General features: G+C 68.9%; 19 protein-coding genes. All 19 read left to right on the top strand.

All coding sequences use genetic code 11. From position 1 onward, the window contains the following. Positions 1–57 precede the first annotated feature (57 nt). The 19 genes from rpsH (at position 58) to rpsI (ending at position 13,542) form a co-directional block, all read left to right on the top strand. Positions 58–456, top strand: a complete 399-nt coding sequence (gene rpsH / locus FFS25_RS05165) for a 30S ribosomal protein S8 (protein ID WP_006213495.1) — start codon at positions 58–60, stop codon at positions 454–456. Between the two features lie 30 nt (positions 457–486). Next, complete coding sequence (rplF, locus tag FFS25_RS05160; protein WP_058871804.1) at positions 487–1,023, top strand: 50S ribosomal protein L6; 537 nt, start codon at positions 487–489, stop codon at positions 1,021–1,023. Positions 1,024–1,025: 2 nt separating this feature from the next. Beyond that, entirely contained in the window at positions 1,026–1,400 is a 375-nt protein-coding gene (gene rplR / locus FFS25_RS05155) for a 50S ribosomal protein L18 (RefSeq protein WP_024289933.1), read from the top strand. Continuing rightward, a complete protein-coding gene (rpsE, locus tag FFS25_RS05150; protein ID WP_137802130.1) occupies positions 1,397–2,107 on the top strand; it encodes a 30S ribosomal protein S5 in 711 nt (236 codons plus the stop codon). Before rplR ends, rpsE begins: the two co-directional genes overlap by 4 nt. Continuing rightward, a complete protein-coding gene (rpmD, locus tag FFS25_RS05145) occupies positions 2,107–2,316 on the top strand; it encodes a 50S ribosomal protein L30 (protein ID WP_058871802.1) in 210 nt (69 codons plus the stop codon). The genes rpsE and rpmD overlap by 1 nt, the downstream gene beginning before the upstream one ends. A gap of 2 nt (positions 2,317–2,318) precedes the next feature. Continuing rightward, entirely contained in the window at positions 2,319–2,810 is a 492-nt protein-coding gene (rplO, locus tag FFS25_RS05140; RefSeq protein WP_006213490.1) for a 50S ribosomal protein L15, read from the top strand. 293 nt (positions 2,811–3,103) lie between these two features. After that, a complete protein-coding gene (gene secY / locus FFS25_RS05135) occupies positions 3,104–4,414 on the top strand; it encodes a preprotein translocase subunit SecY (protein WP_137802129.1) in 1,311 nt (436 codons plus the stop codon). Between the two features lie 71 nt (positions 4,415–4,485). After that, the gene (locus FFS25_RS05130) at positions 4,486–5,049 is read left to right on the top strand and encodes an adenylate kinase (protein ID WP_058871800.1); all 564 of its coding nucleotides are present in this window, start codon (positions 4,486–4,488) and stop codon (positions 5,047–5,049) included. A 155-nt stretch (positions 5,050–5,204) separates the two neighbouring features. Continuing rightward, positions 5,205–6,035, top strand: a complete 831-nt coding sequence (map, locus tag FFS25_RS05125) for a type I methionyl aminopeptidase (RefSeq protein ID WP_006213487.1) — start codon at positions 5,205–5,207, stop codon at positions 6,033–6,035. 237 nt (positions 6,036–6,272) lie between these two features. Then, positions 6,273–7,433, top strand: a complete 1,161-nt coding sequence (gene rlmN / locus FFS25_RS05120) for a dual-specificity RNA methyltransferase RlmN (RefSeq protein ID WP_058871892.1) — start codon at positions 6,273–6,275, stop codon at positions 7,431–7,433. 275 nt (positions 7,434–7,708) lie between these two features. Then, positions 7,709–7,930 carry a translation initiation factor IF-1 gene (gene infA / locus FFS25_RS05115; RefSeq protein WP_006213485.1) on the top strand — a complete coding sequence of 74 codons (222 nt, stop codon included), beginning with the start codon at positions 7,709–7,711 and terminating at the stop codon, positions 7,928–7,930. A 61-nt stretch (positions 7,931–7,991) separates the two neighbouring features. Then, the gene (gene rpmJ / locus FFS25_RS05110) at positions 7,992–8,105 is read left to right on the top strand and encodes a 50S ribosomal protein L36 (protein WP_006213484.1); all 114 of its coding nucleotides are present in this window, start codon (positions 7,992–7,994) and stop codon (positions 8,103–8,105) included. A gap of 182 nt (positions 8,106–8,287) precedes the next feature. Next, positions 8,288–8,656, top strand: a complete 369-nt coding sequence (gene rpsM, locus FFS25_RS05105; protein ID WP_006213483.1) for a 30S ribosomal protein S13 — start codon at positions 8,288–8,290, stop codon at positions 8,654–8,656. Positions 8,657–8,734: 78 nt separating this feature from the next. Continuing rightward, positions 8,735–9,139: a 30S ribosomal protein S11 gene (rpsK, locus tag FFS25_RS05100; protein ID WP_006213482.1), complete on the top strand. Its 405-nt coding sequence runs from the start codon at positions 8,735–8,737 to the stop codon at positions 9,137–9,139. A gap of 151 nt (positions 9,140–9,290) precedes the next feature. Further along, on the top strand, positions 9,291–10,292 hold the full coding sequence (locus tag FFS25_RS05095) for a DNA-directed RNA polymerase subunit alpha (protein ID WP_006213481.1): 1,002 nt from the start codon (positions 9,291–9,293) through the stop codon (positions 10,290–10,292). Positions 10,293–10,377: 85 nt separating this feature from the next. Then, a complete protein-coding gene (gene rplQ, locus FFS25_RS05090) occupies positions 10,378–11,151 on the top strand; it encodes a 50S ribosomal protein L17, sunset domain variant (protein ID WP_006213480.1) in 774 nt (257 codons plus the stop codon). Positions 11,152–11,383: 232 nt separating this feature from the next. Further along, on the top strand, positions 11,384–12,307 hold the full coding sequence (truA, locus tag FFS25_RS05085; protein ID WP_171004103.1) for a tRNA pseudouridine(38-40) synthase TruA: 924 nt from the start codon (positions 11,384–11,386) through the stop codon (positions 12,305–12,307). A 246-nt stretch (positions 12,308–12,553) separates the two neighbouring features. Further along, complete coding sequence (gene rplM, locus FFS25_RS05080) at positions 12,554–12,997, top strand: 50S ribosomal protein L13 (protein ID WP_006213478.1); 444 nt, start codon at positions 12,554–12,556, stop codon at positions 12,995–12,997. 38 nt (positions 12,998–13,035) lie between these two features. Beyond that, on the top strand, positions 13,036–13,542 hold the full coding sequence (gene rpsI / locus FFS25_RS05075) for a 30S ribosomal protein S9 (RefSeq protein WP_006213477.1): 507 nt from the start codon (positions 13,036–13,038) through the stop codon (positions 13,540–13,542). Positions 13,543–13,789 lie beyond the last annotated feature (247 nt).

The raw sequence follows: 13,789 nt of genomic DNA, 5'->3' as shown, positions 1-13,789 counted from the left end.
CGTCGCAGGTCCCGCCCCCGGGCGGGAAACCATGACGAGGAAGGGCTAGAGCCCACCATGACAATGACAGATCCTGTCGCAGACATGCTGACCCGTCTGCGCAATGCCAACTCGGCCTACCACGACACCGTGGCCATGCCGTACTCGAAGCTGAAGGCCCGCCTGGCGGAGATCCTCAAGGCCGAGGGCTACATCGAGGACTGGACCGAGGAGCCGGCTCGCGTCGGCAAGACCCTGGTCCTGAACCTCAAGTTCGGCCCTCAGCGCGAGCGCTCCATCGCGGGTGTGCGCCGCATCTCCAAGCCCGGCCTTCGCGTCTACGCGAAGTCCACCAACCTGCCCCGAGTCCTGGGCGGCATGGGCATCGCGATCATCTCCACCTCTTCCGGCCTGCTGACCGATCGTCAGGCCGCGAAGAAGGGCGTGGGCGGCGAAGTCGTCGCCTACGTCTGGTGACCCGCTAGCAGAGGAAGGAAGGAAGAGAACATGTCACGTATCGGACGTCTCCCCATCTCTGTGCCCAGCGGCGTCGAGGTGAAGATCGATGGCTCCCTGGTCACCGTCAAGGGACCTAAGGGGGAGCACCAGCACCAGATCGCAGCGCCGATCACCGCCGTCCTGGAGGACGGTGTGATCACGGTGTCGCGACCCGATGACGAGCGTGAGTCGCGGTCCCTGCACGGGCTGACCCGCACTCTCATCAACAACATGATCGTCGGTGTCACCGACGGCTACTCGAAGGGCCTCGAGATCGTCGGCACGGGCTACCGCGTCACGCCGAAGGGCAAGGACCTCGAGTTCGCCCTCGGCTACTCGCACCCGGTCCAGTTCGAGGCTCCCGAGGGCATCGAGTTCGCCGTCGAGGGCGCGAACAAGCTGTTCGTGAAGGGCACCGACAAGCAGCAGGTCGGCTATGTGGCCGCCAAGATCCGCGCCCTGCGCGCCCCGGAGCCCTACAAGGGCAAGGGCGTTCGCTACGCGGGCGAGCAGATCCGTCGCAAGGCCGGAAAGGCAGGTAAGTGACCATGGCTCTCAAGTTGAAGAGGGGCAAGTCGAAGTCCGCGGCGCGCAACCGCCGTCACCTTCGCGTCCGCAAGCACGTCTCGGGAACCGCCGAGCGTCCGCGCCTGGTCGTGAACCGCTCCAGCCGGCACATGTTCGTCCAGGTCATCGACGACAAGGCCGGTGTGACGCTCGCGTCCGCATCCACCATGGAAGCCGAGCTCCGCGCCGCGGAGTCGGACAAGTCGGAGAAGGCCAAGCGCGTGGGCGAGCTCGTCGCCGAGCGCGCGAAGGCAGCCGGCATCGAGGCCGTCGTGTTCGACCGCGGGGGCAACAAGTACCACGGTCGTGTGGCAGCCGTCGCTGACGGCGCCCGTGAGGGAGGTCTGGCACTGTGAGCGAGCAGAACACCGAGAACACCACCACCGAGACTCAGACCGAGTCCACCGGTGCAGAGCAGTCCAACCAGGGTCGCGGCGGGCGCGGCGGCAATGACCGCGGCGGTCGCAACGATCGTGGCGGACGCGGCGGCAACGACCGCGGCGGCCGTGGCGGCCGTAGCGGCCGCGGAGGTCGCGACGAGGAGAAGGACAAGTTCCTCGAGCGCGTCGTGACCATCAACCGCGTGTCCAAGGTCGTCAAGGGCGGCCGTCGCTTCAGCTTCACCGCACTCGTCGTGGTGGGCGATGGCGAGGGCATGGTCGGCGTCGGCTACGGCAAGGCCAAGGAGGTCCCCGCGGCGATCCAGAAGGGCGTCGAGGAGGCGAAGAAGAACTTCTTCCGCGTCCCGCGCATCGAGGACCGCACCATCCCGCACCGCGTGCAGGGCGAGGCCGCCGCAGGCGTCGTCATGCTGCGTCCGGCCACTCCGGGTACCGGCGTGATCGCCGGCGGTCCGGTGCGCGCCGTGCTCGAGTGCGCCGGCATCCACGACGTCCTGTCGAAGTCGCTGGGCTCGTCGAACCAGATCAACATCGTGCACGCGACCATCGAGGCGCTGCGCATGCTCGAGGAGCCCGCTGCTGTGGCTGCTCGTCGCGGCCTGTCGATGGAGGACGCCATCCCGGCGCCCCTGCGCGGCATCCAGCAGAAGGCAGGTGCGTGATGACCACTCCGAAGCGAATCAAGGCTGACGGCCGGGAGATCCGGATCACCCAGACCCGTTCCGTGGTCGGCCAGAAGCAGAACATGCGCGACACCCTGCGTTCCCTGGGCCTCAAGCGCCCCGGCAACGTGGTCGTCCGCAAGGCGGATGAGGTGACGGTCGGCATGGTCAACACCGCCGCCCACCTCGTGCAGGTTGAGGAGGCCTGATCATGGCTGAGCAGAACACCGACAGCGTCGTGTCCGTGGACGGCACGACCTCGAGCGCCCTGAAGATCCATCACCTGCGTCCGGCTCCGGGCGCCAAGAAGGCCCGCCAGCGCGTGGGCCGCGGTGAGGCGTCGAAGGGCAAGACCGCAGGCCGCGGCACCAAGGGCACCAAGGCCCGCTACCAGGTGCGCCCGGGCTTCGCAGGCGGGCAGCTCGCGCTGCACATGCGCCTGCCGAAGCTGCGCGGCTTCACCAACCCGTTCCGTGTCGAGTACCAGGTCGTGAACCTGGACCGCCTGGGAGAGCTGTTCCCTCAGGGCGGCACGGTGGACGTCGACCAGCTCGTGGCCAAGGGCGCGGTTCGCAAGAACCAGCCGGTCAAGGTGCTGGGCGACGGCGAGATCTCTGTGGCCGTGAACGTCACGGCGCACAAGTTCTCCAAGTCGGCTGCTGAGAAGATCTCCGCCGCGGGCGGTTCGACCACCGCTCTGTGATCCTGGCGGCGGACTAGGCGATCCCCGAGGATCCGCCCCGAGTCCGCCACCGGATCGCGACCAGAAGGGCCTGTCTCCCGCACGGGGGACGGGCCCTTCTGCCGTCTGCGCAGGCGGAGGGCCGCCTTCGGATGTGAGGAGGGGCTCCCGGGCCCGATGCGCCGATGCTGGACACGATGGTTAGACTTGCACGGGCCATCACGGCCTCATGCCGACCCCCGCCCGTCCCAGGGCGTTTGCCGGATGACGGAAGACCGGCCGACGGTCTGCCCCCACGACCAGAGGAGAGTCGATTGCTCAGCGCTTTCGGACGGGCGTTCAAGACTCCCGAGCTGCGGAACAAGCTGCTGTTCACCATCGGGATCATCGTGATCTACCGCCTGGGCACCTTTGTCCCGGCTCCCGGTGTGGACTACGGCAACGTCCAGCAGTGCCTGGCCCTGGGCAACGCCAGCGGCGGCGTCTACGACCTGGTCAACCTCTTCAGCGGCGGAGCCCTGCTGCAGGTGTCCATCTTCGCCCTGGGCGTGATGCCCTACATCACGGCGAGTATCATCGTCCAGCTGCTGCGAGTGGTCATCCCGCGCTTCCAGGAGCTGCATGAGGAGGGTCCGCAGGGCCAGGCCAAGCTCACGCAGTACACGCGCTACCTGACCATCGGGCTGGCACTGCTGAACGCGACCACGATCGTCTCCCTGGCCCGGTCGGGCCAGCTGCTGGGCGACTGCCCGCTGCCGATCATTCCGAACGACTCGGTGCTGAGCATCGCGATCATCATCATCGCGCTGACCGCCGGCACGACCGTGATCATGTGGCTCGGCGAGCGGATCACGGAGCACGGCGTGGGCAACGGGATGTCACTGCTGATCTTCACCTCGATCGCCGCGTCGTTCCCGTCGGCCCTGGGCCAGATCTTCAACACGCAGGGTGCGCTGGTCTTCGGGCTCGTCTGCCTGGTGGGCCTCGTGGTGATCATCTGCGTGGTCTTCGTGGAGCAGTCGCAGCGCCGCGTGCCGGTGCAGTACGCCAAGCGGATGATCGGCCGCCGCACGATCGGCGGCTCGACCACGTACATCCCGCTCAAGGTCAACATGGCCGGCGTCATCCCGATCATCTTCGCCTCGTCCATGCTGATGCTGCCCGGGCTCGTGACCCAGTTCGCGGCGCCCACGGATGGCTCGCCCATGCCGGGGTGGATCAATTGGATCAACACCTACCTGGCCTCCGGCGACCACCCGGTCTACATGGTCACGTACTTCCTGCTGATCGTGTTCTTCACGTACTTCTACGTCTCGATCACCTTCAACCCGGAGGAGGTCGCCGGGAACATGAAGCGCTACGGCGGCTTCATCCCGGGCATCCGCGCCGGGCGGCCCACGGAGAAGTACCTGCAGTACGTCATCAGCCGCATCACGCTGCCCGGCGCGCTGTACCTCGGCGTGATCTCGATGATCCCGCTGGTGGCCCTGGTGCTCTTCGATGCCAACCAGAACTTCCCGTTCGGCGGTCCGTCGCTGCTCATCATGGTGGGCGTGGGCTTGGATACTGTGAAGCAGATCGACGCTCAGCTCCAGCAGCGCCACTACGAGGGCCTGCTGCGCTGAGGCGCTGACGTCGGCGTGCAGAGCGGGCCCGGCGCAGCCATCCACTATCCGCTCCAGATCAGGAGAAGCACATGACTCGCATGCTGATCATCGGCCCGCCCGGTGCGGGCAAGGGCACCCAGGCGGTGCGCATCGCCGAGCGCCTGGGGATCCCGGCCATCTCGACCGGGGACATCTTCCGGGAGAACATCCGCGGCGGCACCGAGCTCGGCAAGGAGGCCCAGTCCTACACCGATGCCGGCAACCTGGTCCCGGACTCCGTGACCAACCGCATGGTGCGCGATCGGCTGTCGTGGGAGGACTGCGCTGAGGGCTTCCTGCTCGACGGCTACCCGCGCAACACCGCCCAGGCGGAGGAGCTCGACCGCATCCTGCAGGAGTCCGGCACCCAGCTGGATGTCGTCCTGCAGCTGACCGCGGATCGGGACGAGCTGGTCGCGCGACTGCTCAACCGCGCCCAGGAGCAGGGCCGCACGGATGACACCGAGGACGTCATCCGGCACCGACTGGACGTCTACGACCGCGAGACCGCCCCGGTGATCGGCCTCTACGCCGACCGCGGCTTGGTCACCGAGGTCGACGGCCTCGGCACGATCGACGAGGTCACCGAGCGGATCGCTCAGGCCCTGGCCTGATCCGCCGCCGGACGGCGCAGCCTCCGGGACCATGATGCACCCATGGGTGCGCGGCGCGGCGGAGACCACCATGGCCCCAGCGGGGTCGCACGACAGCGAAGGGCCGGTGCCGCGAGCACCGGCCCTGCGCACTGCCCGAGAAGAGAGGGGGCGGCATGTTCGGCCGCCGCAAGATCGAGTACAAGACCGATGAGCAGCTGCGCGGCATGGTCCGTGCCGGCGTGGTGACCTCCCGCGCGCTCGACGCCGCGGTGGCCGCCGCACGCCCGGGGGCCACGACGGCAGACGTCGACGCCGCCTTCCGCGAGGTGCTGGCCGCCAACGGGGCCACCTCCAACTTCCTGGGCTACTTCGGCTACCCGGCGACGGTCTGCGTGTCCGTCAACGAGGAGGTCGTCCACGGCATCCCGGGCGAGCGCGTCCTGGAGACGGGGGACATCCTCTCGATCGACGGCGGCGCGATCGTCGACGGCTGGAACGGCGACTCCGCCCGCACCGTGATCCTCGGCAACCCGTCGGAGGAGGACCAGCTGCTCTCGGACGTGACCCGCGAGGCCATGTGGCGCGGCATCGCCGCGGCGGCCACCGGAACCCGTGTCGGCGACATCGGCGCGGCGATCGAGGACCACGTGCGCGAGCGCGTGGGCCAGCGCCTGGGGATCCTGGAGGACTACGTGGGCCACGGCATCGGCTCGCAGATGCACATGGCCCCGGACGTGCTCAACTACCGCGCCTCGGGCGGCTCGCCGGCGCTCAAGCCGGGCATGTGCCTGGCCATCGAGCCCATGCTCGTCACCGGAGGCATCGCTACCTCGACCCTGTCCGATGACTGGACCGTGGTCACCGACGACGGCGGCCGCGCCAGCCAGTGGGAGCACTCCGTGGCGATCCACCGCGGCGGGCTGTGGGTGCTGACCGCCGAGGACGGCGGTGCCTCCGAGCTCGAGCCCCTGGGCGTCACGCCCGTGCCGATCCCCGGCAGCTGAGAAGACACACCCCTCCCCTCATGAGCGACCCTGATCGGGTCGCGCCGCAGAACCGACACCGCCCCACCGGGGCCTGGAGACATCGTGAGCCAGACCAGCCAGCCGCTGCCGGATCCGACCGTGGGTCGGCCCGAGACGCCGATCGCCCCCGTCGAGGAGCTCGACGAGGCGCAGATCCTGGGAGATGACGCCGAGACCGAGATCTCGGAGGTCGAGACCGCCCAGCCGCCGGTGGACATGGAGCAGACCGATCCGGATGCCGGCACCGCGGACACCCCGCGCCCGGTGCCGGGCCAGCTCGTGTTCCAGGCCGCCCGTCGCGGCAAGCCTCCGCGCCATCTCGCCGACACGGACATGGCAGGACGCCGGGAGATGCTCAAGGAGATGGGGCACAAGCCCTTCCGCGCCGAGCAGCTCTCGCGCCACTACTTCGAGCGCTTCGCCTCCGATCCGGCGGATATGACCGATCTGCCCAAGGACGGGCGCGAGCAGCTGGTGCACGACACCATGCCCGAGCTGCTCAGCACCGTGCGCACGCTCAAGGCCGACGGCGGAGACACCGTCAAGCGCGTGCACCGGCTCTTCGACGGAGCCCTCGTGGAGTCGGTGCTCATGCGATATCCGAACCGCGTGACCATGTGCATCTCATCCCAGGCCGGCTGCGGCATGAACTGCCCGTTCTGCGCGACGGGGCAGGCGGGGCTGACCCGCAACCTCTCGGCCGCCGAGATCGTGGGCCAGGTGGTCGAGGGCATCCGCATGACCCGCGACGGCGAGGTCGGGCGCCGCGAGCAGGATCCGCAGCGTGTCTCGAACATCGTCTTCATGGGGATGGGGGAGGCCCTGGCCAACTACAAGTCGACCATGCAGGCGGTCCACCGCCTGATCGACCCGGCGCCGGAGGGCCTGGGCATCTCGGCGCGCGGGCTGACCATGTCGACCGTCGGGCTCGTGCCGGGCATGCGCAAGTTCACCCGCGAGGGCCTGCCGATCACCCTCGCCCTGTCCCTGCACGCCCCCGACGACGAGCTGCGCGACGAGCTCATCCCGATCAACAACCGGTGGAAGGTCGACGAGGCGCTGGACGCGGCCCGTGAGTACTTCGATGCCACCGGACGGCGTGTGTCCATCGAGTACGCCCTGATCCGGGACATGAACGACCAGGGCTGGCGCGCCGACCTGCTGGGGGAGAAGCTCAACGCCCGCGGAGCAGGCTGGGTCCACGTCAACCCGATCCCGCTGAACCCCACCCCGGGCTCCAAGTGGACGGCCTCGCGCCGGGGCGTGGAGCAGAACTTCGTCGAGCGCCTGCGTGCCCACGGCATCCCCACGACCGTTCGCGACACCCGCGGCTCGGACATCGACGGCGCCTGCGGGCAGCTGGCCGCCGCGAGCTGAGCCGAGCAGCACTGGGCGACCGCCCGGAGGGATCGAGATCACCCTTCCTGCGGCCGAAGGAGGCCCCGGACCATCTTGTCCACAGGGCCGCAGTAGCGTAATGTCTTCTGCTGGTTGTCTGCGTATCCCTCTGCGTGCCCGGACATCGCCCCGCACCTGTCTCGCCCCCGGGCGTCGGCTGTCGTGCGCGGGACCGGAAGCAGCAGAGATCTGCAGACAGAGAGCCGAACCCCGCCCGTCTCCTTCGGGAGCGGGCACTGAAGTGAGCGGAGTACATGGCTAAGAAAGACGGAGTCATCGAGATCGAAGGCGGCGTGGTCGAAGCGCTCCCGAACGCAATGTTCCGGGTTGAGCTCGACAACGGCCACATCGTCCTGGCCCACATCTCCGGAAAGATGCGCCAGCACTACATCAGGATCCTCCCGGAGGACCGTGTGGTGGTGGAGCTGAGCCCCTACGACCTCTCACGGGGTCGGATCGTCTACCGCTACAAGTGAGTCGGAGAGTCGTCGGTCCTGCCGGCGGCGCCGATTCGTCCAGCAAACGCGAAGGAATGCGATGAAGGTCCAGCCGAGCGTGAAGCAGATCTGCGAGAAGTGCAAGGTGATTCGCCGCAACGGACGAGTCATGGTGATCTGCGAGAACCCGCGCCACAAGCAGCGTCAGGGCTGAATCAGCCCTGAGGCGAGATATCCGCCGCACCAGCGGCGGATGACAGAGGCACCGCTCCCGACCGGAGAGATCCAGGCGGGCACCCCCGGGCACGGAGGCCGGGGACCACGGAACAGGGCTCATGCCCACCGATGGACAGCGATGCTCCAGACCTCCGGAACGAACCGAGGAGAACAGCCGATATGGCACGTCTCGCAGGCGTCGATCTTCCGCGCGACAAGCGCGTGGTGATCGCACTCACGTACATCTACGGCGTCGGGCCGACCCGCGCCAAGGAGGCCCTCGCGGCCACCGAGATCCCCTCCGATGTCCGGGTCAAGGACCTGACCGACTCCCAGCTGGTCGCACTGCGCGACTTCATCGAGGGCAGCTTCAAGGTCGAGGGCGACCTCCGCCGCGAGGTCGCCGCCGACATCCGCCGCAAGGTCGAGATCGGCAGCTACCAGGGCATCCGCCACCGTCGCGGTCTGCCTGTGCACGGTCAGCGCACCAAGACGAACGCTCGCACCCGCAAGGGCCCCAAGCGCACCGTCGCCGGCAAGAAGAAGTAACGCGCTCACCTGATCTGAACCGGTGCGACCGCTCGTCGCGCCGAATGCACAGAAGACCACCACGCAGCAGGAGTAGAAATGCCCCCAAAGACTCGTGCGACCGCCGCTCGCAAGCCGCGTCGCAAGGACAAGAAGAACGTCACCCAGGGCCAGGCCCATATCAAGTCGACGTTCAACAACACCATCGTCACCATCACCGACCCGTCGGGTGCGGTCCTCTCCTGGTCCTCGGCCGGCGAGATGGGCTTCAACGGCTCCCGCAAGTCGACCCCGTACGCCGCTCAGATGGCCGCCGAGGCCGCTGCCAAGCGCGCGCAGGAGCACGGCGTCCGCAAGGTCGACGTCTTCGTGAAGGGCCCGGGATCCGGCCGCGAGACCGCGATCCGCTCCCTGCAGGCCACCGGCATCGAGGTCGGCTCGATCCAGGACGTCACCCCGAGCGCTCACAACGGCTGCCGCCCCCCGAAGCGCCGCCGCGTCTGATCACCGGCACGGCTGAGCCGCGACGGGGCCTCGCCCCTCGCGCCGGCCGTGCCCTCCGCAGCCGTCGGGCCCGATTCCGACGGCAGCGTCCAGAGAGTGCTCCACCACCTGCGTGCGTCATATAGCGGAGGCACGCCGAAAGGAAACATCAGTGCTCATTGCACAGCGTCCTGCCCTTTCCGAAGAGGTCGTGGCCGACAACCGCTCCCGGTTCACCATCGAGCCGCTGGAGCCCGGCTTCGGCTACACCCTCGGCAACTCGCTTCGCCGCACCCTGCTCTCGTCGATCCCCGGTGCCGCTGTCACCAGCGTGCGCATGGACGGCGTCCTCCACGAGTTCTCGACCATCGAGGGCGTGAAGGAGGATGTCACCGAGCTCATCCTGAACGTCAAGAAGCTGGCCGTGTCCTCCGAGGAGGACGAGCCCGTCACCGCGTACCTGAACAAGCAGGGGCCCGCCGAGGTCACTGCCGCTGACATCCAGGTGCCGGCCGGGGTCGAGATCCACAACCCGGGTCTGCCGATCGCCACGCTGAACTCGAAGGCCAGCCTCAACCTCGAGCTGACCATCGAGCGCGGCCGCGGCTACGTCACCGCCGCTCAGAACAAGCTGGCGGATGCCGAGATCGGCCGCATCCCGGTCGACTCGATCTACTCGCCGGTGCTCAAGGTGACCTTCCGCGTGGAGGCCACCCGTGTCGAGCAGCGCACGGACTTCGACCGCCTGGTCCTGGACGTGGAGACCAAGGAGTCCATCTCCCCGCGCGATGCCATGGCCTCGGCCGGCACCACGCTGGTGGAGCTGTTCGGCCTGGCTCGCGAGCTCAATATCGAGGCGGAGGGCATCGAGATCGGCCCGTCCCCGACCGACGCCGCCATGTCCGCCGACATGGCGCTTCCGATCGAGGATCTCGAGCTGACGGTGCGCTCCTACAACTGCCTCAAGCGCGAGGGGATCCACAGCGTGGGCGAGCTCGTGACCCGCTCCGAGGCGGACCTCATGGACATCCGCAACTTCGGCGCGAAGTCCATCGACGAGGTCAAGGCCAAGCTCCAGGAGCTGGGTCTGGCCCTCAAGGACTCGCCTCCCGGGTTCGAGGCCGCCGCGCGGCCCGCGGCCATCGACGACGAGAACCCGTTCGACGTTCAGTAATCCTTCCGCCTCTCCTCATCCGGACCGTCGCGCGCCCCGAGCGCCGGACGGCAACGGCTGAGTCACTTCCAGGAGACCAATCACCATGCCTGCACCTACCAAGGGACCCCGTCTCGGCGGCAGCCCGGCGCACCAGCGCCTGATCCTGCGCAACCTGTCGCAGCAGCTCTTCGAGCACAAGCGCGTCACCACCACGGTGACCCGTGCTCGTCGCGTGCGCCCGTACGCCGAGAACCTGATCACCGCCGCCAAGAAGGGCGATCTCAACGCCCGCCGCAAGGTCCTGGGCCAGCTGTCCGACAAGTCCGTCGTGCACGAGCTGTTCACCACCATCGCCTCGGCGATGGAGGACCGTCCGGGCGGCTACACCCGCATCACCAAGATCGGCAACCGCAAGGGCGACAACGCGCCCATGGCGGTCATCGAGCTCGTCATGGAGCCCGTGGCCACCAAGGCGACCGTCGCCGAGGCCGAGGCGGCCACGCGCACTGCGGCTCCGGCCGCTGAGCCGGCCGCTGCCGCTGAGCCGGCTGCTGCCGAGGACGTCGTGTCCGACCCCTCGACCCCGCTGGCCGAGGAGGGCGGCGTCAGCGCCGCCGCCGCGGATGCCGAGGCCCAGGCCTCCGGCGACATCGAGGCCGACGAGTTCGCCGGCTCCGCCAAGCCGCTCGAGTCCGGCGAGGCCCCCGAGGGCTTCACCATCAAGGGCAACAAGGACTCCATGAAGTTCCACGTGCCCGGCTCGCGCTGGTACGCCTCCACCCGCGCCGAGGTCTGGTTCGACACCAAGGCCAACGCCGAGGCCGCCGGGTTCGCCCCGGCAGGCGGCGCAGCCGCCCAGAAGATCGACGGCGAGTGATCTTCGGGCTCTGAGGCTCTCGGGTCTCGGGCCGACGATGGCCGCCGTGCGGATGCCTGCGCATCCGCACGGCGGCTTTCGCGTTTCCGCAGGGCCGACTGCGACAGCAGCCGGGCCGTGCGCTGGTCGGGCAGCGATCCCGCACAGGACGCTGCCGAGGCTGAAGGATCCGCCCCGGTGAACCACCCAGGTGCGCGGCAATCGATCGACGACGGATGAGGGAGGCGAGGCGATGAGCACGCAGATGCAGAGCCCAGCAAGGGCGGGCGCCGCCGAGGCGGTGCGCTTCCGCCTGGACCTGGCCTACGACGGCACGCCGTTCGCGGGCTGGGCTGTGCAGCCCGGGCTGGAGACGGTCCAGGGCAGCCTGGAGGCTGCCCTGGAGCTGGTCGTGCGCGCTCCGGCCCGGCTCGTGGTGGCAGGACGCACCGATGCCGGTGTGCACGCCCGCGGGCAGGTCGCCCATGCCGATCTCACCGGGGAGCAGGCGATGCGGGTGCTCAGCGGTCGGGAGGGTCCGCGACCGGACGGACTGGAGCGGCGCCTGGCCGGAGGCCTGAGCCGGATCCTGGGCTCCGACAGGCGCCGACGGGGGCTTCCGGAGATCCCGGGGGCGATCGTCGTGCGACGAGCCAGACCCGCCCCCGAGGGCTTCGACGCCCGATTCTCGGCGGTCGCGCGGCGCTACGTGTACCGGATCGACGACGGAGCGGCCGGCCACGACCCGCTGACCCGGAAGTCCACCTGGGCCCTCGATCATCGGCTGGACGAGACCGCCATGCGGGAGGCCGTCGAGCCGCTTCCGGGGCTGCACGACTTCCTGAGCTTCTGCCGCCCCCGGACGGGGGCGACCACCATCCGGGAGCTGCAGGAGATCTCGCTGCGGCGCACCGACAGCGGTCTGCTCGAGGTCGAGCTGCGCGCCGATGCGTTCTGCCACTCGATGGTCCGCGCGATCGTCGGCTCGATGGTCCGGGTGGGCAAGGGCGAGCGGCCCGCCTCCTGGCTGCGGGACAGGCTGGAGGAGCGGTCCCGGTCCTCCGAGACACTGCTGGCGCCTGCCCAGGGGCTCGTCCTGGAGGAGATCGTGTATCCGGAGGACTCGCAGCTGGCGCAGCGAGCCCGGCTCACGCGAGCGCGTCGGGAAGGAGCCTGAGCCGCGGCCGGCCCCGGTGGAAACGGACGGCCGCTTCGGGTAGGGTGGCCTGCTGTTGTGCGTGTCCCGCCTCGGTTCACGTGTACCCGGATCCGCCGTCCAGTTGCAGGGCACAGGGCGATCTGGTGCGCTGAGGTTCTGGGGACCCGGATGCTGCTCGGCCCTCACCCGAGCCCCGGAGGCACACGGAACCCGGCCCCTGACCCCAACTCAGGGCCACTCTTCATCGAACGAAGGCAGATCAACGTGCGCACGTATACCCCGAAGCCCGGTGACGTCCAGCGTGACTGGTACGTCATCGACGCGACCGACGTCGTCCTGGGCCGTCTGGCCAGCCACGCGGCAGTCCTGCTGCGCGGCAAGCACAAGGCCACCTACGCCCCTCACGTCGACACCGGCGATTTCGTGATCGTCGTCAATGCGGACAAGGTCGCCCTCACCGGCGACAAGCTGCAGAAGAAGATCGCGTACCGCCACTCGAACCACCCCGGCGGCCTCACCGCGACCACCTACGCCGAGCTGCTCGCCAAGAGCCCCGAGCGTGCGGTCGAGAAGGCCATCAAGGGCATGCTCCCCAAGAACAAGCTGGCGGCTCAGCAGCTGTCCAAGCTCAAGGTCTACGCCGGCCCGGAGCACCCGCACGGTGCCAACAAGCCCAAGACCTTCGAGTTCAACCAGGTCGCCCAGTAATCCGGGCCTACGAGAACGACTGACACAAGGAGAACATCGTGGCTCAGAATACTGATGAGCAGTTCGCGCAGGACGGTGAGGAGCTGACCTCCTACACCTCCGAGTCCACCGGCGCACCCGCCGAGTCCGCCGTCGCCACCGAGCGTCCGGCGCTGACCGTCCCCGGCCAGGGCACCGGCCGCCGCAAGGAGGCTGTCGCTCGCGTCCGCCTGATCCCCGGCTCCGGCCAGTGGAAGATCAACGGCCGCACGCTGGAGGAGTACTTCCCCAACAAGCTGCACCAGCAGGAGGTCAACGACCCCTTCACGCTGCTGGACCTGCAGGGCGCCTACGACGTCATCGCGCTGGTGCACGGCGGCGGCCCCTCCGGCCAGGCCGGTGCCATGCGCCTGGGCGTCGCCCGCGCGCTCAACGAGATCGACGCGGAGCACAACCGCTCGACCCTCAAGAAGGCAGGCTTCCTGACCCGTGACGCCCGCGTCATCGAGTCCAAGAAGGCAGGCCTCAAGAAGGCCCGCAAGGCCCCGCAGTACTCCAAGCGCTGATCCAGCGCCTCTGCGCAGCTCCCGCCTGATCGGGACTGCCTGCCCCAGCGCCCCGTCGCACACGGACATCGTCCGTCAGCGGCGGGGCGCTGTCGCGTCGACAGGGCGCCTGCGACGGGACTCCTCGGCGGCTGTCCGTGCCGCTGCGACTCGTCGGCGGCGAGACCCGGGCCCAGTGTCCAGCCGAGCCACGACCCCGCATGTGGTGGATGGAATGCGTCAGCGCGGCCCACGGGCCTAGGATGTT

This window comes from Kocuria sp. 2SI, assembly GCF_005502825.1.
GTDB classification, from domain to species: Bacteria; Actinomycetota; Actinomycetes; order Actinomycetales; family Micrococcaceae; genus Kocuria; species Kocuria palustris.
This window is presented reverse-complemented; position numbering and strand designations above follow the sequence as displayed.

Excerpts from the sequence above, each read along its gene's own strand:
- rpsH (WP_006213495.1), top strand. The coding sequence starts at position 58 with ATGACAATGACAGATCCTGTCGCAGACATGCTGACCCGTCTGCGCAAT.
- rplF (WP_058871804.1), top strand. The coding sequence starts at position 487 with ATGTCACGTATCGGACGTCTCCCCATCTCTGTGCCCAGCGGCGTCGAG.
- rplR (WP_024289933.1), top strand. The coding sequence starts at position 1,026 with ATGGCTCTCAAGTTGAAGAGGGGCAAGTCGAAGTCCGCGGCGCGCAAC.
- rpmD (WP_058871802.1), top strand. The coding sequence starts at position 2,107 with ATGACCACTCCGAAGCGAATCAAGGCTGACGGCCGGGAGATCCGGATC.
- rplO (WP_006213490.1), top strand. The coding sequence starts at position 2,319 with ATGGCTGAGCAGAACACCGACAGCGTCGTGTCCGTGGACGGCACGACC.
- FFS25_RS05130 (WP_058871800.1), top strand. The coding sequence starts at position 4,486 with ATGACTCGCATGCTGATCATCGGCCCGCCCGGTGCGGGCAAGGGCACC.
- map (WP_006213487.1), top strand. The coding sequence starts at position 5,205 with ATGTTCGGCCGCCGCAAGATCGAGTACAAGACCGATGAGCAGCTGCGC.
- rlmN (WP_058871892.1), top strand. The coding sequence starts at position 6,273 with ATGGAGCAGACCGATCCGGATGCCGGCACCGCGGACACCCCGCGCCCG.
- infA (WP_006213485.1), top strand. The coding sequence starts at position 7,709 with ATGGCTAAGAAAGACGGAGTCATCGAGATCGAAGGCGGCGTGGTCGAA.
- rpmJ (WP_006213484.1), top strand. The coding sequence starts at position 7,992 with ATGAAGGTCCAGCCGAGCGTGAAGCAGATCTGCGAGAAGTGCAAGGTG.
- rpsM (WP_006213483.1), top strand. The coding sequence starts at position 8,288 with ATGGCACGTCTCGCAGGCGTCGATCTTCCGCGCGACAAGCGCGTGGTG.
- rpsK (WP_006213482.1), top strand. The coding sequence starts at position 8,735 with ATGCCCCCAAAGACTCGTGCGACCGCCGCTCGCAAGCCGCGTCGCAAG.
- rplQ (WP_006213480.1), top strand. The coding sequence starts at position 10,378 with ATGCCTGCACCTACCAAGGGACCCCGTCTCGGCGGCAGCCCGGCGCAC.
- truA (WP_171004103.1), top strand. The coding sequence starts at position 11,384 with ATGAGCACGCAGATGCAGAGCCCAGCAAGGGCGGGCGCCGCCGAGGCG.